Raw genomic sequence first — 17,427 nt, forward strand, 5'->3', positions numbered from 1 at the left:
CGTTATTCCCCCTGACGCTGGTAGTCGTTACGCTGCGCGTTAGCGCGGCGTTGGTCCATAATATCGCCCTGACTGGTGGACGAGGTGTTGCTTGCTCCGCTACTGCTGGAAGATGACGTAGTCGGCAAGCGCAGCAGGTCGGAACCGCTGTCGCGTTTTGTTGCCGGCGCGTTGCCGCCTTTCAGCATCTGATCCAACGGCAGTACCATCAGGTTACCGCCCTTGTCGTTGACCAGCACTTTACGGGTATGGCTCAACACTTTTTCCATCGTCTCGATATACAGACGCTCGCGAGTGATCTCAGGGGCGGCTTTATATTCCGGCAGGATTTTCGCGAAGCGCGCCACTTCACCCTGGGCTTCCAGAATGGTTTGCGTTTTGTAAGCGCGCGCTTCTTCAAGAATACGCTGTGCCTGACCGTTCGCACGCGGCTGAACTTCGTTGGTGTACGCTTCCGCTTCACGGATGTATTGCTGTTCGTTTTCACGTGCGGCAATGGCGTCATCAAACGCGGCTTTCACCTCTTCCGGCGGACGAGCAGCCTGGAAGTTGACGTCCAGCAGGGTAATCCCCATGTTGTACGGACGGATCGTCTCTTCCAGTTCACGCTGGGTGTCGCTACGAATAACGGTACGCCCTTCGGTCAGAATACGGTCCATGGTGTATTTACCGATAACGCCGCGCAGGGCGCTGTCGGTCGCCTGACGCAGACTGTCGTCGGCGCTGGTCACGCTAAACAGGTATTTTTGCGGATCGGTGATGCGGTACTGAACGTTCATCTCGACGCGCACGACGTTTTCGTCAGAGGTCAGCATCACACCGGACGCCGCCAGTTCGCGAACCGCTTCCACGTTCACCGGCGTCACCTCATCGATAAACGTCGGTTTCCAGTTCAGACCCGGCTCAACCAGATGACTGAATTTACCGAAGCGCGTAACAACGCCGCGTTCAGCTTCTTTAATGGTGTAGAAACCGCTTGCCGCCCAGATAATGACGATAGCTGCCGCCGCGATGGTGACGACACGTCCGCCCAGATGCGGGCGCGGGCCTTGCGATGAGCTTCCGCCGCCGGAGCCGGTACCTTTACCGCCACCCAGTCCACCGAGCTTTTTGCTCAGCTTACGGAAGATATCATCAAGATCAGGTGGCCCCTGCTCGCGACCACCTTTGTTTCCATTTCCCTCAGAGTTGCCGCCTGGTTTGCTGCTTCCCCACGGGTCGCGGTCTTGTCCGTTATTACCGGGCTGATTCCACGCCATGTTTGTGCTCCATATTTGTTATGCGGTGATATACCCACTGTGTTCCAGGTGATGACAACGTCGCACCAGGTGGCTTGTCGTATAACCCGAAATGCTCAGAGTATTGGGCAAAAATCCTCAGGCCCTTTCCTCCCGGTCAGACAACGTAGTCGGCCAGGGAAGGTTCTTGTTTACAGAGGCGACGCCAGTCCACGATCGGCAGGCGAACCTGCAAGCTCATGCTGCCGTCATCCTCCATCCACTCTTTTTCTATTGCCTGAAGCTGATAAAAACGACTTCTCAGACGCCCTTCCTGCGGCGGCAAACGCAGCGTATGTTGCGCTACCTCGCCGGAAAGCCGTTCCGTCAAAGCCTGAAAAAGCTGTGGTATTCCGATCCCTGTCTGCGCGGAAAGCCAGACACGAATCGGTTTGTTCTCTTCGTCCCTGTCGATACGCGGCTCGAAGTCGTCCAGCATATCGATTTTATTCATCACCATCAGGGTTGGGATCTCGTGAGCATCGATCTCCTCGAGAACCGTATCCACTGCGTCGATGTTCTCCTGCACACGCACATCAGCAGCATCTACAACGTGCAGCAACAGCGTGGCCTGACGCGTTTCCTGGAGGGTGGCTTTGAACGCCGCCACCAGGTCATGCGGAAGATGGCGGATAAACCCTACGGTATCCGCCAGCACGGTTTCACCTACGTCCGCGACGTCAATACGGCGCAACGTGGGGTCCAGGGTTGCGAACAGTTGGTCTGCCGCATAGACCCGGGCTTCTGTAATTTGGTTGAAAAGGGTGGATTTTCCGGCGTTGGTATATCCCACCAGCGAGACGGTCGGGACATCCGCTTTAATGCGCGACTGTCGCCCCTGCTCACGTTGCTTTTCAACTTTTTCCAGGCGCGACTGGATCTGCAAAATACGATTACGCAATAAACGGCGGTCGGTTTCGAGCTGGGTTTCACCCGGACCGCGCAAACCAATCCCGCCTTTCTGTCTTTCAAGGTGGGTCCAGCCACGGACAAGGCGCGTAGCCAGATGGCGCAGCTGCGCCAGCTCAACCTGCAGTTTCCCCTCATGGGTACGCGCACGTTGAGCAAAAATATCCAAGATAAGACCGGTACGGTCGATAACACGACACTCGCACAAACGTTCCAGGTTACGCTCCTGGGCCGGGCTTAATGCATGGTCAAATAGCACGACGGCAGCGCCAGTCGCTTTTACGGCTTCCGCAATCTCAACAGCCTTACCTTCACCTACAAAGTACTTCGGGTGCGGTGCTTTACGGCTACCGGTAATCACCTGCATTGCTTCGACACCGGCGGAAGACACCAGAGATTCAAACTCCTGGAGGTCTTCCATATCTTTGTCTTGCGAAAAATAGATGTGTACCAGTACCGCCTGCTCACCGGCGTCATAACGGTCAAACAAGCGTCAACCCCTCGATATAAATCAGCGGGGAACGCAGATAACCTGGCTCCCCGTGTGTAAAACAGCCAGAAACGTTATTCAGTTTCTTCGCTGTCCTGCGGCGCAGAAGAACCCTGCGCGTTGCTACCGTGATGATAGTTGCTGCTGGTACCGCCACCGGTATTGTTGCTGTGATGAGAAACCGGACGAGACGGGACAACAGTAGAAATCGCGTGCTTATAAACCATCTGGCTGACCGTGTTTTTCAACAGGATCACGAATTGATCAAAAGACTCGATTTGACCTTGCAGTTTAATACCATTCACCAAATAAATAGAAACTGGAACACGTTCCCGACGCAGTGCGTTCAGGAACGGATCTTGTAAAGATTGCCCCTTAGCCATTCTCTCTTTTCCTTATATGCTTTGTACTTTGAACCTTTTGGTTCTGAAAAATTGCGCACGATACGTCTCAATTGTACACATTCAGTTCGCGATAGCACCAACAACCTGTAATACTTCGTTGAGCGCCTGTTCAGGTTTTTCACTGTCAAGCCAGCGCACCCCATCCCAGCCGCGCAACCAGGTCATTTGACGCTTCGCCAACTGTCTCGTGGCGCAAACACCTCTATAAACCATTTCATCGTATGAAATTTCGCCTTCAAGGTACGACCACATCTGGCGATATCCCACACAACGAATGGAAGGCAAATCCGTATGCAAATCTCCACGGGCAAATAGCGCCCGGACTTCTGCTTCAAAACCTGAAGCCAACATCTGATGAAAACGCTGCTCGATGCGTTGATGCAGCAATTCACGACTCGCCGGGGCGATGGCGAACTGATACACCTGGTACGGTAAAGCATCACCTGACGTTTGCGTCAGTTCCGTTAAAGTTTTACCCGAAATGAAAAAAACTTCCAGTGCCCGGGAAAGCCTTTGCGGATCATTCGGATGAATACGCGCAGCGGCGACAGGATCAATCGCCTGAAGCTGCTGATGCATCGCATCCCATCCCTGCTCTACCGCCTGCTGCTCTATTCTGGCCCTGACCTCCGGGTCCGCCGACGGCAGCGGCGAAAGCCCTTCCAGCAACGCCTTGAAATACAGCATTGTTCCGCCCACCAGCAGCGGAATTCGTCCGGCTGCGGTGATATCTGCCATCTCCGCCAGCGCATCGCGGCGGAAATCTGCGGCTGAATATGCCTGCAACGGATCGAGAATGTCTAACAATCGGTGCGGCGCCGCCTGTAACTCTTTCGCGTCCGGCTTCGCCGTACCGATATCCATCCCCTTGTAGATAAGGGCGGAGTCAACGCTAATCAACTCTATTGGCAAAACTTTACGCAGTTCAATCGCTAACGCCGTTTTGCCCGAGGCCGTCGGCCCCATCAAAAAAATTGCCTTTGGCAGGCTCGCCTTAGGGGTATCACTCATGTTTCAGGGCATTCATCGCCGTATGTAAATCAACAGGTTGTAACAGACCACCCGGCGGCGCCTTCACAAGCTGCGGACAAAGCCGCTCCACGTCAGCCAGCAGCGTAATGGCCTGGGCCATGGTCCACTGCGCGTGTTCGCTCATTAAATTGCGTGCAATCCACTGCGCCATATTGTCAGGTTCGAGCGCTGACTGCTGCGTCAGGTAGCCTATCAGTTCAGGAATCAAGATTTGTAAATTTTGTTGGCGTAAGGGTAAAGGCACCGCCCGAACGGTCACATGCTGGGCATCTGACTGAAATTCGATCCCCAATTTCGCCAGCGCGTTTTGCGCGTTTGTCAGCGCCGCTTTTTCTTCAGCGGTCACCTTCAGGCGCAGCGGGATGAGCAGCGGTTGCGCGCAAACCTCTCCCTCGCCCGGCGTCAGCTGCGCCTGACGTAGCCAACGCTCCGCCACCGGCAGCGCCAGCAGGTGAATTTGCCCATCACGCTCAAGCAACGCGCAGTCGTGACCAACGATTGTCAACACGCGTCCAAAGCTCTGGCTGTGTCCGGATAACGCGGAAACCGCCGTTTCCGGCGCGCGCGTTTTGCCTGCGGGAACCGGTTCAGGCGTCTTTAGGAGCTGGCGATAGACCTCTCCTTGTTGCTTCTGGTAGCCCGGCTGAGCATGGGGCCAACCGGCCTGCGTCGGACGCGCGCCGCCGCTCGCAGGCGAAACAGGAGAAAAATAACGCGGCGCTGTCGTTTCGCGCGCCTGCGGAGGCTCGGCAAAATGGTTACGCCCTGCCGCCACGCGGTTTTCCGGCACGTGTCTTGGCGCAGGAGCATCATCCCCCTCCAGCGGCAGCGGCGACTCAAGCTGCTGTTGCAGCACGCTCAGCACGCCCTGGTAGATAAAATCATGTACCAGGCGCGACTGATGAAAACGGACTTCATGCTTGGCTGGATGCACGTTCACATCGACCTGGTGCGGGTCTATTTCCAGATAAAGCACGAAAGCCGGCTGCTGATCGGCGCCAAGCTTATCTTCACAAGCCTGACGAATAGCGTGATTTATCAGCCGGTCGCGCATCATACGACCATTCACGTAACAGTACTGAATTTCTGCCAGCGCCGTGGTGGTGTGATGGGGATCGGCAACCCAGCCGCGCAGGGTGAGATCGCCATGCTGCCACTCGATAGTCAACGCCTGTTCAAGGAATGGCGCGCCGCAAATCGCGCCAAGACGGCGCTCTTGCGGCCCGTCTTTCGCCACCGCGCGATACTGGCGCACCATTTTACCGTTGTGCGACAAATTGATGGTTACGTCAAAACGCGCCAACGCAATACGGCGAATGATCTCATCAATATGATTAAACTCGGTTTTTTCGGTGCGCATAAACTTGCGACGGGCGGGCGTGTTATAGAACAGGTCCAGCACTTCCAGCGTGGTGCCTACGGGATGCGCGGCGGGTTTAACCGTCACATCCATATCACGCCCTTCAGCATAGGCTTGCCAGGCTTCCTGCTGATCGGCGGTGCGGGAGGTCAGCGTCAGGCGGGAGACTGAGCTGATGCTGGCCAGCGCTTCGCCACGAAAACCAAGGCTGATAATCGCTTCCAGATCGTCGAGCGAGGCGATTTTACTGGTGGCGTGACGGGCCAGCGCCAGCGCCAGCTCGTCTTTCCTGATGCCGCAGCCGTTGTCGCGAATACGGATAAGCTTCGCGCCGCCGCGTTCGATATCAATATCGATACGCGTTGCGCCCGCGTCAAGGCTGTTTTCCACCAGTTCTTTGACCACCGACGCAGGTCTTTCCACCACCTCGCCTGCGGCAATCTGGTTCGCCAGTTGTGGCGGTAGCACCTGAATCGGCATGACAATTCCTTAGTTAATCAACGACTCGCCAGGCGTAACGGCGCTCGCGGTTTGTGTCCCTTGTGGACCTGACTGCAGGGGATGCGCCTGGAAGTAGCTCCGCAGTCCTTTGTAAATCGCTTCGGCCAGTTGCTGTTGGTACGCATCGCTGGCGAGCAGCCGTTCTTCGCTGTGGTTACTGATAAATCCGGTTTCAACCAGCACCGACGGAATATCAGGCGATCGTAGCACCCCCAGGCTGGCATGCTCCGGACGCCGCTTATGCAATGACCCGATACGTTCGAGCTGGCCTAACATATTGGTTGCCACATCATACCCTACGCGCTGGGAATGGCCGAACTGCAAATCCAGAACCGCCTGGCTTAAGTAAGGGTCGGACTGACTGTTCGCCAGTACGTCGCCCGCGCCGCCGAGCAGCTCGGATTGTTTTTCATGCTCTTCCAGCCAGTTCGCCATTTCGCTATTGGCGCGACGGTTAGACAGCACCCACACCGACGCGCCGGTGGCGTTACGGTTTGGCGCGGCATCGGCGTGAATCGACACCAGGAAATTGGCGTTCTGCTTACGCGCCACATCGGAGCGGCCCATTACCGAGATGAAATAGTCGCCGTCGCGGGTGAGAACGCCTTTAAACATAGGATCGTTATTCAGTAGCGTGCGCAGCTTGCGGGCCACCGCGATGGTCACGTTTTTCTCCCGCGTGCCGCCGGGGCCAATCGCCCCTGGATCCTGCCCACCGTGCCCGGCGTCGATGGCAATGACCACCTTGTCGCCGTTACTGGTCGTCGTACGCGCGGCGGGGCGCGTGATGGTATGACTGCTGGTGACGGCCGTAGTACGCTCATTGCTGGATTTAAACGGGTTTCGCGCCGGTTCGCTCGGACGTGGCGTCACCACGGGCGGTTCAACCCGCTTTGCGACCACTGGCGGAGGCGGCGGCGCATCGGCGTTGATCGTAAAGACGACGGTGTAATTGCCGCCATTCTGCCGTTTTACCGCTTCAGTCTTGCCGTTTTCCGTGAGATCGACCACCAGCCGCAGCGACTGCGGATCCTGCGGCGTGCCGGAACGTATCGTTTTCACCAGGTTATTGCCGCTAAACTGCAGCGGCAGCCCTTGAATCACGCCGGTTTGCTTAATATCCAGCGCAACGGTACGTTTACCCTGCTGCGAAAAGGCGTAATCCGGATCGCCGATAAAGCTCAGCGTAATCCGCGCCTGCTGTTCACCGTTTGAAACCTGAATATCGGACAAACTGGCCGCGCCAGCCTGCGCGCACAGTAACACCAGCGTTGCCGCCAGCCACTTTCTGATGCGATACATCATCCCGCCACCTTTAAGGTTAACCGGCTAAACGCGCAATCAGCGCTTCCCCGGAGGAGGAAACGGCGCTGATTCGCGCCTCACGGCCTTGCGCCTTATACTCTAAATGGATTTCAATATCCGGGTCCGGCAATACACCTTTCCCCTGCTGCGGCCACTCCACCAGACAAATGGCGTCGTTGGCAAAATAATCCCGGATCCCCATAAATTCCAGTTCTTCCGGATCGGCGAGGCGATACAGATCGAAGTGATAAACCATCAGGTTATCGAGCGCATAGGGTTCGACCAGCGTATACGTTGGGCTTTTTACATTACCGGCATGGCCTAACGCCTGCAGGAACCCGCGGCTAAAGGTGGTTTTACCCGCGCCTAAATCCCCGAACAAATAGATAACGGTCGCGCCGTCGCAGGCGTGGGCGACCCGCAGCCCCAGGTCTAACGTGGCCTGTTCGTCAGGTAGCGGAATTACTCGATTCATCATGATAAACGTCAATCACATCTGGGTTAACAATACGCTGTAGCGTGGAAAAAAGATCGGTTGCCAGCATGCCGCGCATGCCAAAACGTGCTGCCAGAACATCTGCCGCCGCGCCGTGGGCAACACAGCCCGCACAGGCTGCATCATACGGGGTAAGCTTCTGTCCAAGCAATGCGGCAATGATCCCGGAGAGCACATCCCCCATACCGCCGCTGGCCATTCCTGCATTTCCGGCATCAATTATTCCCAACGCATTCGGCTCCGCGGCAACCACCGTTCCCGCGCCTTTCAACACCGCAACGCCTCCATAACGTTTTACCAGACGCTGTGCAGAAAGTAAGCGATCGCTTTCAATTTCTGCGACAGAACAACCCAGTAACCGCGCGGCTTCTCCCGGATGCGGCGTGATGACGCGATTGTGACGTTTATCGGGGTTGATTGCCAGCAGGTTCAGCGCATCGGCATCCCAGAGCATTGGTTTGCGAAAATTCTCGACCTTCTGCAGCGCTTTTTTGCCCCATTCCGCCTGACCGAGCCCAGGGCCAATCACCACGACATCCGCCCATTCGAGGCTCTCATCCAGCGTCTGCGGCGTGAGCTCATAAACCATTAATTCCGGGCGAGCCGTCAACAACGGCGCGATATTCTCCCTGCGGGTCAGCACCCGCACTAGACCAGCGCCGGTACGCAACGCCGCTTCTCCGGCCATGCGAATGGCGCCCGCAGTGCCATGATCGCCGCCAACGATCGCCAGGCGACCATGATCGCCCTTATGAGAGGTAGGACGACGCGGCGCCAGCCATTGCGCGAGCAGCGAAGCGTCAACGCGCCGGATCGGCGACGCCTGACCTGCTAACCACTCTTCCAGACCCAGCGCGTTAAAATGCAGTTCGCCCACCACATCGCGGGCCTTTCCGGTCAACAAGCCCGGCTTCAGCGCGATAAAGGTGACGGTGCGATCGGCATCGATTACCGCGCCCGGCGTTGCGCCCGTTTGCGCCAGCAGCCCGGACGGGATATCAACCGCCAAAACCGGCGCGGGATGGGCGTTGGCCTGTGCAATGAGTGCGGCGATCGGTTCACGGGGCGCCTGGGTTAACCCGGTGCCGAGCAAAGCATCAACAATGAGGTCCACTTTTTCCGGCCAGATAATCTCCGGCGCATGAATAATTCCCCCCGCGTTCAGCCAGGCTTCCCGTGCCTGTTCGGCCTCTTCCGGCAGCGGCTTTTCGCTCTCCTGAGCCAGCAACGTGACGTTAATGCCCGCCGCTTTCGCCAGCCTCGCCACCACATACCCGTCGCCGCCGTTATTCCCGTGACCGCACAGCACCAACCAGTGGCGGGCATAAGGCCAGCTTTCACGCGCGACGTCAAACGCCGCTTCTCCGGCACGCAACATCAGTTCAAACAACGTCAACCCAAGCGTATCAGCAGCCTCTTGCTCCAGTCCTTTGATGTCGTCGGCGGGCCAGAGGGAGTGTGGTATACTTACGGGGTTTTTCTTTATGGTATGGTCCGTCATGTCAGAGCCCCTCGATCTCAATCAGTTAGCGCAAAAAATTAAGCAGTGGGGGCTGGAACTGGGCTTTCAGCAGGTAGGTATTACCGATACTGACCTCAGCGAAGCCGAACCCAAACTGCAGGCATGGCTGGACAAACAGTACCACGGCGAGATGGACTGGATGGCGCGCCACGGCATGATGCGCGCGCGCCCTCATGAGCTGTTGCCTGGTACGCTGCGCGTTATTAGCGTGCGTATGAACTATCTTCCCGCCAGGGCTGCGTTTGCCAGCACGCTGAAAAATCCTGACCTGGGTTACGTTAGCCGCTACGCGCTGGGGCGCGACTACCATAAGCTATTGCGTAACCGACTAAAAAAACTGGGTGAGAGGATTCAGCAGCATTGTGTCTCGCTGAATTTTAGACCTTTTGTCGACTCTGCGCCCATTCTGGAGCGACCGTTGGCGGAAAAAGCGGGTCTGGGGTGGACAGGTAAGCACTCACTTATCCTCAACCGGGAAGCGGGGTCGTTTTTCTTTCTGGGTGAATTGTTAATCGATCTCCCGCTGCCCGTGGACCACGCCGTTGAAGACGGATGCGGAAAGTGCGTCGCCTGCATGACAACCTGCCCAACTGGCGCGATTGTCGCCCCTTATACGGTAGATGCCCGCCGCTGTATTTCTTACCTTACAATTGAACTCGAAGGCGCCATTCCCGAAGACTTGCGTCCCTTAATGGGCAACCGGATTTACGGCTGCGACGACTGTCAGCTCATCTGTCCGTGGAACCGATATTCACACTTAACGGACGAAGCGGATTTCAGCCCACGCCAACAACTGCACGCGCCGGCGCTAATTGAACTCTTCAGTTGGGACGAAGCTCGCTTTTTGAAAATCACCGAAGGTTCAGCTATCCGGCGCATTGGTCACCTGCGCTGGTTACGGAATATCGCGGTCGCCCTTGGCAACGCGCCCTGGCGTGAAGACGTGCTCTGTGCGCTGGAAAACCGCCGGGGTGAGCACCCACTTCTCGATGAACACATCCAGTGGGCGATCGCGCAGCAAATCGCAAAGCGAAATGCCAGTGCAGTCGAGGTGCAACTCCCGCAGCAGAAACGTCTGGTCAGAGCCATTGAAAAAGGGCTTCCACGGGACGCATAAGTCGTCCACAGCCTGTGCATAAAATTAAAAACACATTGCTATTCAAGCACGAAAAAATCGTCAAGCGATCCGCTTAACAATTTAAGATGTTATTTATTTCTTATATTTCAGCGGGATATAAAAATATCATTCACTCTGCGAAGCGTTTTAAACGCAGAAGACAAATACGCAGTCTGTGGATAACTCTGTTTACAAGAATATATCAGGAACGAAAAGAGACGCACCACGAGCAGCCGTTCACTGTGGATAGGTGTAGAGATAAGAATTTGGAGCGGGAAACGAGACTCGAACTCGCGACCCCGACCTTGGCAAGGTCGTGCTCTACCAACTGAGCTATTCCCGCTTGGGTGGTCTGTGCGTTGAGGCACTTTCAAATTTTGGAGCGGGAAACGAGACTCGAACTCGCGACCCCGACCTTGGCAAGGTCGTGCTCTACCAACTGAGCTATTCCCGCTTGGGTGGTCTGTGCGTTAAGGCACTTTCAAATTTTGGAGCGGGAAACGAGACTCGAACTCGCGACCCCGACCTTGGCAAGGTCGTGCTCTACCAACTGAGCTATTCCCGCTTAATCTTCGTCTTCCGAAAAATCGAAATCCTGCGATTAATTTACTGCCGTTTGTTGCTGTCGTAATTCGCATTTCTGCGTCGTTACGGGAGGCGCATTATACGAGAAATCCTTTCTCCTGCAACCCCTTCAAACGCAATTTTTTATGAAATTCGTTTGAGTGCTGATTTTATCAGCAAAGCGTATAATTTAGCGGCAATCATCCCCCTGTGCAAGTGAGACGACCAGCGATCAGGCCGGGCACGGCGTCGCCACACCCGGCACAGCAGGCGGTTAAAGCTGAATAAAATGCTCGCGATAGTAAGCCAGTTCCGCCACCGACTCGCGGATATCGTCCATCGCCTGATGCGTGCCCTGCTTGGTAAAACCCTCAAGAATTTCCGGCTTCCAGCGACGCGCCAGCTCTTTAAGCGTGCTCACGTCTAGATAACGGTAGTGGAAATACGCTTCCAGCTCCGGCATATACTTAAACAAAAACCGGCGGTCTTGTCCGATACTGTTCCCGCAGATTGGCGATTTGCCCTGTGGAACCCACTCTTTCAGAAATTCAAGGGTCGCCAGTTCCGCTTCGCGATCGCCCATCGTGCTCGCCTTCACCCGCTCCACCAACCCGCTGGCGGTATGTGTGCGCACGTTCCAGTCGTCCATCAGCGCCAGTTGTTCATCAGACTGATGCACCGCGATGGTCGGCCCTTCGGCCAGAATCGTAAGATTTGCGTCGGTGACCAGCGTGGCGATTTCTATTATGCGATCGCGCTCGGGATCCAGACCGGTCATCTCAAGATCAATCCAAATCAGGTTGTTTTCATTGGCACTCATGCTATTTTCCACCCTTCAGTGGTCACGTTTTCGTGTGACTATATTCATTTAGAATTGCGTGTATCATAAATGTTTTGCCCATCATGGGCGACCAGGAGTCAGTACGATTGAGTAAAAATAAACTCTCCAAAGGCCAGCAGCGCCGTGTGAACGCTAATCACCAGCGTCGTCTCAAAACGTCTAAGGAGAAGCCAGACTACGATGACAACCTGTTCGGCGAGACCGCTGAAGGTATTGTCATTAGCCGCTTCGGCATGCATGCCGACGTCGAATCCGCCGACGGTGAAATTCACCGCTGCAATATTCGCCGTACAATCCGCTCGCTGGTCACTGGCGACCGCGTGGTCTGGCGTCCGGGTAAAGCCGCCGCCGAAGGCGTCAATGTGAAAGGTATCGTGGAAGCGGTACATGAACGCACCTCGGTGCTCACGCGCCCGGATTTTTACGATGGCGTCAAACCGATTGCCGCCAACATTGACCAAATCGTCATTGTTTCTGCCATATTACCGGAGCTGTCGCTGAATATTATCGACCGTTATCTCGTGGCGTGCGAGACGCTTCAGGTTGAACCCATTATCGTGCTCAATAAGATCGATCTGCTGGATGACGACGGCATGGCGTTTGTGAACGAGCAGATGGATATCTATCGCAACATCGGTTATCGCGTACTGATGGTTTCCAGTCATACTCAGGATGGCCTGAAGCCGTTGGAGGATGCGCTGACCGGGCGAGTTAGTATATTTGCCGGGCAGTCCGGCGTCGGTAAATCCAGTCTGCTGAATGCGCTGCTGGGCCTGCAGGAAGAGATCCTTACAAACGATGTTTCCGACAACTCGGGGCTTGGGCAGCACACCACCACGGCGGCGCGCCTGTATCACTTCCCACACGGCGGCGATGTCATTGACTCCCCTGGCGTACGGGAATTTGGTTTGTGGCACCTGGAGCCGGAACAAATTTTCAACGGTTTTGTCGAATTTCACGACTTCCTGGGATTATGCAAATACCGCGACTGTAAGCATGATAGCGACCCCGGTTGCGCCATCCGTGAAGCAGTAGAGGACGGTAAGATTGCGGAAACCCGTTTCGAGAACTATCACCGCATTCTTGAAAGCATGGCGCAGGTAAAAACGCGTAAAAACTTTTCTGATACGGACGACTGACAGATACCCTAAGCGTCGTTAGAATCGTCCCCTTTTTTCAGGATACTGGCGTGAATGCCGGTTCAGGTAAAACAATAGCCTGGAGGCTACCTTGCTAAACTCATTTAAACTTTCGCTACAATACATTCTGCCGAAACTATGGCTCACTCGCCTGGCGGGCTGGGGCGCGAGCAAACGAGCGGGATGGCTGACGAAGCTGGCTATCGATCTGTTCGTAAAGGTCTACAAGGTCGATATGAAAGAGGCGCAGAAGCCGGATACCGCAAGCTATCGCACCTTTAATGATTTCTTCGTGCGTCCGCTGCGGGACGAGGTGCGTCCGCTGAATACTGACCCGAACGTGCTGGTCATGCCAGCAGACGGGGTGATCAGCCAGTTAGGCAAGATTGAAGAAGATAAAATCCTGCAGGCCAAAGGCCATAACTACAGCCTGGAAGCCTTACTGGCGGGCAACTATCTGATGGCGGATCTGTTCCGCAACGGTTCGTTTGTCACCACCTACCTGTCGCCGCGCGATTACCACCGTGTGCACATGCCCTGTAACGGGATCCTGCGCGAGATGATCTACGTGCCGGGCGATCTGTTCTCGGTAAACCACCTGACCGCGCAAAACGTGCCGAATCTGTTCGCCCGAAATGAACGTGTTATCTGCCTGTTCGACACCGAATTTGGTCCAATGGCGCAAATTCTGGTGGGGGCTACGATCGTCGGCAGCATCGAAACCGTCTGGGCCGGAACGATCACTCCGCCGCGTGAAGGCGTGATTAAACGCTGGACCTGGCCTGCCGGAGAGAGCGAAGGTTCCGTGGCATTGCTGAAAGGCCAGGAGATGGGCCGCTTCAAGCTCGGCTCCACCGTCATCAACCTGTTTGCGCCAGGTAAAGTGAATCTGGTTGAATCGCTGGAAAGCCTGTCAGTGACTAAAATTGGTCAGCCGCTGGCGATCTCAACCGAGACGTTCGTGGCGCCCGTGGATGCTGAACCTGCCCCACTGCCGGAAGAAGAAATCAAAGCCGAACATGATGCCAGCCCGCTGGTAGACGACAAAAAAGACGAAACCTGAAACAGACACCCCATCATTCAGGAGCATTGACGCAACCTGAATGATGGCGTGGAGAGGAAACGCTGCTGTGCGCCTGATAATCACATTTCTGATGGCCTGGTGCCTCAGCCTGGGGGCATACGCCGCGACAGCCCCCGACGCCAAACACATTGCCCAGGAACTGGAGCAGGCGAAAGCGGCAAAACCCGCCCAACCGGAAGCCGTTGAGGCGCTGCAGGCGGCGTTGAATGCGCTTGAGGAGCGTAAAGGCTCCCTCGAGCGCGCTCAGCAGTATCAACAAGTCATTGATAATTTCCCCAAAATGTCCGCCTCGCTGCGGGCACAACTCACCAACCTGCGCGATGAACCCCGCACCGTTCCGCCTGGCTTGTCCACCGATGCGCTAAACCAGGAGATCCTCCAGGTCAGCAGCCAGTTGCTGGAGAAAAGCCGCCAGGCCCAGCAGGAACAGGAACGCGCGCGCGAAATCGCTGACTCATTGAGCCAGCTTCCGCAGCAGCAAACCGATGCCCGCCGCCAGCTTAACGAGATCGAACGCCGCATTGGCACAGCAACGGGTAATACGCCCGTCAGCCAGGCGCAAAATTACAGTATGCAGGCCGACTCAGCGCGGCTGAAGGCGCTGGTCGACGAACTGGAGCTGGCGCAGCTTTCCGCCAATAATCGTCAGGAGCTGGCGCGGTTGCGCGCGGAACTGGCGCAAAAGCAGAGCCAGCAGCTTGATGCTTATCTGCAGGCATTACGAAATCAACTTAACAGCCAGCGCCAGCGTGAAGCAGAACGCGCGCTGGAGAGCACCGAACTGCTGGCGGAAAACAGCGCGGATCTGCCGCCGGATATCGTTGCGCAATTTAAGGTGAACCGTGAGCTGTCTGCGGCGCTGAACCAGCAGGCGCAGCGGATGGATCTGGTCGCCTCTCAGCAGCGTCAGGCCGCCAGTCAGACCCAACAGGTTCGCCAGGCGTTGACGACGCTACGGGAACAGTCGCAGTGGCTCGGCTCTTCCAACCTGCTGGGCGAAGCCCTGCGCGCGCAGGTGGCGCGGCTGCCGGAGATGCCAAAGCCGCAGCAGTTGGATACCGAAATGGCGCAGCTGCGCGTTCAGCGTCTGCGCTACGAAGATCAGCTCAATAAACAGCCCCAGCTTCGCCAACTGCATCAGGCAGACGGACAGCCGCTTACCGCCGAACAAAATCGCATTCTGGAAGCCCAACTGCGAACCCAGCGCGAGCTGCTGAATTCGCTGCTCCAGGGCGGCGACACGCTGATACTCGAACTGACTAAGCTGAAGGTGTCCAATAGCCAGCTTGAAGACGCCCTGAAAGAGGTCAACGAGGCGACCCACCGCTATCTTTTCTGGACCTCCGACGTGCGCCCTCTGTCGTTCTCCTGGCCAATCGATATTGTCCAGGATCTGCGCCGTCTGATATCGCTCGACACCGTCAGCCAACTGGGCAAAGCCAGCCTGATGATGTTAACCAGTCGGGAAACGCTGTTACCGCTGTTCGGCGCGCTGATTCTGGTGGGCTTTAGCATTTATTCGCGTCGCCACTTTACCCGTTTTCTCGAACGTTCCGCCGCCAAAGTCGGCAAAGTGACCCAGGACCACTTCTGGCTGACGCTGCGCACCGTGTTCTGGTCGATCCTGGTGGCCTCGCCGTTGCCGGTGCTGTGGATGACGCTAGGCTACGGTCTGCGCGAAGCCTGGCCGTATCCGCTGGCGGTCGCGATAGGCGACGGCGTCACGGCGACTGTGCCGCTGCTGTGGGTCGTGATGATCTGCGCGACCTTTGCCCGCCCGAATGGTCTGTTTATCGCCCACTTTGGCTGGCCACGCCAGCGCGTCACGCGGGCGATGCGGTATTACCTGATGAGTATCGGTCTGATTGTGCCGCTGATTATGGCGCTGATCATGTTTGATAACCTGAATGACCGGGAATTTTCCGGCTCGTTGGGGCGCCTGTGCTTTATATTGATTTGCGGCGCGCTGGCGCTGGTGACGTTGAGTCTGAAAAAGGCCGGGATCCCGCTTTATCTCGATAAAGAAGGCAACGGCGACAATATGGTCAACAGTATGCTGTGGAACATGATGATCGGCGCGCCGCTGCTGGCGATTCTGGCGGCGGCGGTGGGCTATCTCGCCACCGCACAGGCGCTGCTGGCGCGGCTGGAAACCTCCGTCGCTATCTGGTTCCTGCTGCTGGTGATTTATCACGTCATTCGCCGCTGGATGCTGATCCAGCGGCGGAGGCTGGCCTTTGACCGCGCGAAGCACCGTCGGGCGGAAATGCTGGCGCAGCGTGCCCGTGGCGAAGAAGAACCGGCCCATTCCACCAGCCTTGAAGGCACCGTTGACATCGATGAAAGCGAAGTCGATCTCGATGCCATCAGTACCCAGTCATTACGTCTGGTGCGTTCTATCCTGATGCTGATCGCCCTGCTGTCGGTGATTGTATTGTGGTCGGAGATCCATTCCGCGTTCGGCTTCCTGGAAAATATCTCACTCTGGGATGTTACCTCCACGGTGCAGGGCGTCGAAAGCCTCGAGCCAATCACGCTGGGCGCGGTGCTGATTGCGATTCTGGTATTTATCATCACCACGCAGTTGGTGCGTAATCTTCCCGCACTGCTGGAGCTGGCGCTGTTACAGCATCTCGATCTGACGCCAGGCACCGGCTACGCCATTACCACCATAACCAAATACCTGCTGATGCTGATCGGCGGGCTGGTCGGCTTCTCGATGATTGGTATCGAATGGTCAAAACTGCAATGGCTGGTCGCGGCGCTCGGTGTGGGTCTTGGCTTTGGTTTGCAGGAGATCTTCGCAAACTTTATCTCGGGTCTGATTATCCTGTTTGAAAAGCCGATTCGTATTGGCGATACGGTGACGATCCGCGATCTGACCGGCAGCGTAACGAAGATTAACACCCGCGCGACCACCATCAGCGACTGGGATCGTAAAGAGATAATCGTGCCGAACAAAGCGTTTATTACTGAGCAGTTTATCAACTGGTCGCTGTCCGACTCGGTAACCCGCGTGGTGCTCACCGTTCCGGCCCCTTCTGACGCTAACAGCGAAGAGGTCACCCAGATCCTCTACACGGCGGCGGAGCGTTGTTCGCTGGTGATTGATAACCCGCCGCCGGAAGTCTTTCTGGTCGACCTGCAACAGGGGATTCAGATCTTTGAATTGCGCATCTATGCTGCGGAAATGGGCCACCGAATGCCGCTACGCCATGAAATCCACCAGTTGATTCTGGCGGGCTTCCAGGAGCACGGTATAGATATGCCGTTCCCACCGTTCCAGATGCGTCTGGAAAGTCTTAACGGCAAGAAAACGGCCAGAACGTTAACCTCAGCCGGACGCGGTAGCCGCCCGGCAGGAAGTTTGTAAAGCAGGTGTAGGC

13 protein-coding genes and 3 tRNA genes are annotated in these 17,427 nt (G+C 56.2%); 4 read left to right on the forward strand and 12 right to left on the reverse strand.

Going from position 1 to position 17,427, the window contains the following annotated elements; genetic code table 11:
* Positions 1–2: 2 nt before the first annotated feature.
* The 8 genes from hflK to nnr all read right to left on the reverse strand — a co-directional run bounded on the left by hflK (position 3) and on the right by nnr (position 9,275).
* Complete coding sequence (hflK, locus tag HVX72_RS19520) at positions 3–1,259, reverse strand: FtsH protease activity modulator HflK (protein WP_042289593.1); 1,257 nt, start codon at positions 1,257–1,259, stop codon at positions 3–5.
* A gap of 136 nt (positions 1,260–1,395) precedes the next feature.
* Positions 1,396–2,676 carry a ribosome rescue GTPase HflX gene (gene hflX / locus HVX72_RS19525; RefSeq protein ID WP_042289596.1) on the reverse strand — a complete coding sequence of 427 codons (1,281 nt, stop codon included), beginning with the start codon at positions 2,674–2,676 and terminating at the stop codon, positions 1,396–1,398.
* Between the two features lie 74 nt (positions 2,677–2,750).
* Entirely contained in the window at positions 2,751–3,059 is a 309-nt protein-coding gene (gene hfq / locus HVX72_RS19530; protein WP_042289598.1) for an RNA chaperone Hfq, read from the reverse strand.
* An 81-nt stretch (positions 3,060–3,140) separates the two neighbouring features.
* Entirely contained in the window at positions 3,141–4,091 is a 951-nt protein-coding gene (gene miaA, locus HVX72_RS19535) for a tRNA (adenosine(37)-N6)-dimethylallyltransferase MiaA (protein WP_181822133.1), read from the reverse strand.
* Positions 4,084–5,952 carry a DNA mismatch repair endonuclease MutL gene (gene mutL, locus HVX72_RS19540; RefSeq protein ID WP_181822134.1) on the reverse strand — a complete coding sequence of 623 codons (1,869 nt, stop codon included), beginning with the start codon at positions 5,950–5,952 and terminating at the stop codon, positions 4,084–4,086. Before mutL ends, miaA begins: the two co-directional genes overlap by 8 nt.
* 9 nt (positions 5,953–5,961) lie before the next feature.
* On the reverse strand, positions 5,962–7,278 hold the full coding sequence (gene amiB, locus HVX72_RS19545) for an N-acetylmuramoyl-L-alanine amidase AmiB (RefSeq protein WP_042289605.1): 1,317 nt from the start codon (positions 7,276–7,278) through the stop codon (positions 5,962–5,964).
* A 16-nt stretch (positions 7,279–7,294) separates the two neighbouring features.
* A complete protein-coding gene (gene tsaE / locus HVX72_RS19550; protein ID WP_042289607.1) occupies positions 7,295–7,756 on the reverse strand; it encodes a tRNA (adenosine(37)-N6)-threonylcarbamoyltransferase complex ATPase subunit type 1 TsaE in 462 nt (153 codons plus the stop codon).
* On the reverse strand, positions 7,728–9,275 hold the full coding sequence (gene nnr / locus HVX72_RS19555) for a bifunctional ADP-dependent NAD(P)H-hydrate dehydratase/NAD(P)H-hydrate epimerase (RefSeq protein WP_181822135.1): 1,548 nt from the start codon (positions 9,273–9,275) through the stop codon (positions 7,728–7,730). The genes tsaE and nnr overlap by 29 nt, the downstream gene beginning before the upstream one ends.
* Here nnr and queG point away from each other — a divergent pair.
* Entirely contained in the window at positions 9,274–10,413 is a 1,140-nt protein-coding gene (gene queG, locus HVX72_RS19560) for a tRNA epoxyqueuosine(34) reductase QueG (protein WP_181822136.1), read from the forward strand. The two genes, nnr and queG, sit on opposite strands and share 2 nt — an antisense overlap.
* Before the next feature lie 267 nt (positions 10,414–10,680).
* Here the strand turns inward: queG and HVX72_RS19565 are convergent.
* The 4 genes from HVX72_RS19565 to orn form a co-directional block, all read right to left on the reverse strand.
* Positions 10,681–10,756: transfer RNA gene (locus tag HVX72_RS19565), tRNA-Gly, on the reverse strand.
* Between the two features lie 35 nt (positions 10,757–10,791).
* Positions 10,792–10,867: transfer RNA gene (locus HVX72_RS19570), tRNA-Gly, on the reverse strand.
* Positions 10,868–10,902: 35 nt separating this feature from the next.
* A tRNA-Gly gene (locus HVX72_RS19575) sits at positions 10,903–10,978 on the reverse strand.
* Between the two features lie 273 nt (positions 10,979–11,251).
* Positions 11,252–11,797 (reverse strand): oligoribonuclease, encoded by a 546-nt coding sequence (gene orn / locus HVX72_RS19580; protein ID WP_042289614.1) that lies wholly within the window; start codon positions 11,795–11,797, stop codon positions 11,252–11,254.
* 107 nt (positions 11,798–11,904) lie between these two features.
* On the opposite strand from orn, the gene rsgA reads away from it, so the two are divergent.
* The 3 genes from rsgA (at position 11,905) to mscM (ending at position 17,414) form a co-directional block, all read left to right on the forward strand.
* On the forward strand, positions 11,905–12,957 hold the full coding sequence (rsgA, locus tag HVX72_RS19585; protein ID WP_174435351.1) for a small ribosomal subunit biogenesis GTPase RsgA: 1,053 nt from the start codon (positions 11,905–11,907) through the stop codon (positions 12,955–12,957).
* A 91-nt stretch (positions 12,958–13,048) separates the two neighbouring features.
* Entirely contained in the window at positions 13,049–14,020 is a 972-nt protein-coding gene (gene asd, locus HVX72_RS19590) for an archaetidylserine decarboxylase (protein ID WP_042289619.1), read from the forward strand.
* Positions 14,021–14,087: 67 nt separating this feature from the next.
* On the forward strand, positions 14,088–17,414 hold the full coding sequence (mscM, locus tag HVX72_RS19595) for a miniconductance mechanosensitive channel MscM (RefSeq protein ID WP_181822137.1): 3,327 nt from the start codon (positions 14,088–14,090) through the stop codon (positions 17,412–17,414).
* The last annotated feature ends 13 nt before the right edge of the window (positions 17,415–17,427 follow it).

Origin of the sequence: Citrobacter sp. RHB21-C05, from assembly GCF_013889015.1 — a bacterium.
Lineage (GTDB): Bacteria > Pseudomonadota > Gammaproteobacteria > Enterobacterales > Enterobacteriaceae > Citrobacter_A > Citrobacter_A sedlakii.

What these genes read in the sequence shown, in the direction of transcription:
- nnr (WP_181822135.1), bottom strand. Translation starts at nt 9,275, where the DNA reads ATGACGGACCATACCATAAAGAAAAACCCCGTAAGTATACCACACTCC.
- tsaE (WP_042289607.1), bottom strand. Translation starts at nt 7,756, where the DNA reads ATGATGAATCGAGTAATTCCGCTACCTGACGAACAGGCCACGTTAGAC.
- hfq (WP_042289598.1), bottom strand. Translation starts at nt 3,059, where the DNA reads ATGGCTAAGGGGCAATCTTTACAAGATCCGTTCCTGAACGCACTGCGT.
- queG (WP_181822136.1), top strand. Translation starts at nt 9,274, where the DNA reads ATGTCAGAGCCCCTCGATCTCAATCAGTTAGCGCAAAAAATTAAGCAG.
- miaA (WP_181822133.1), bottom strand. Translation starts at nt 4,091, where the DNA reads ATGAGTGATACCCCTAAGGCGAGCCTGCCAAAGGCAATTTTTTTGATG.
- amiB (WP_042289605.1), bottom strand. Translation starts at nt 7,278, where the DNA reads ATGATGTATCGCATCAGAAAGTGGCTGGCGGCAACGCTGGTGTTACTG.
- hflK (WP_042289593.1), bottom strand. Translation starts at nt 1,259, where the DNA reads ATGGCGTGGAATCAGCCCGGTAATAACGGACAAGACCGCGACCCGTGG.
- mutL (WP_181822134.1), bottom strand. Translation starts at nt 5,952, where the DNA reads ATGCCGATTCAGGTGCTACCGCCACAACTGGCGAACCAGATTGCCGCA.
- orn (WP_042289614.1), bottom strand. Translation starts at nt 11,797, where the DNA reads ATGAGTGCCAATGAAAACAACCTGATTTGGATTGATCTTGAGATGACC.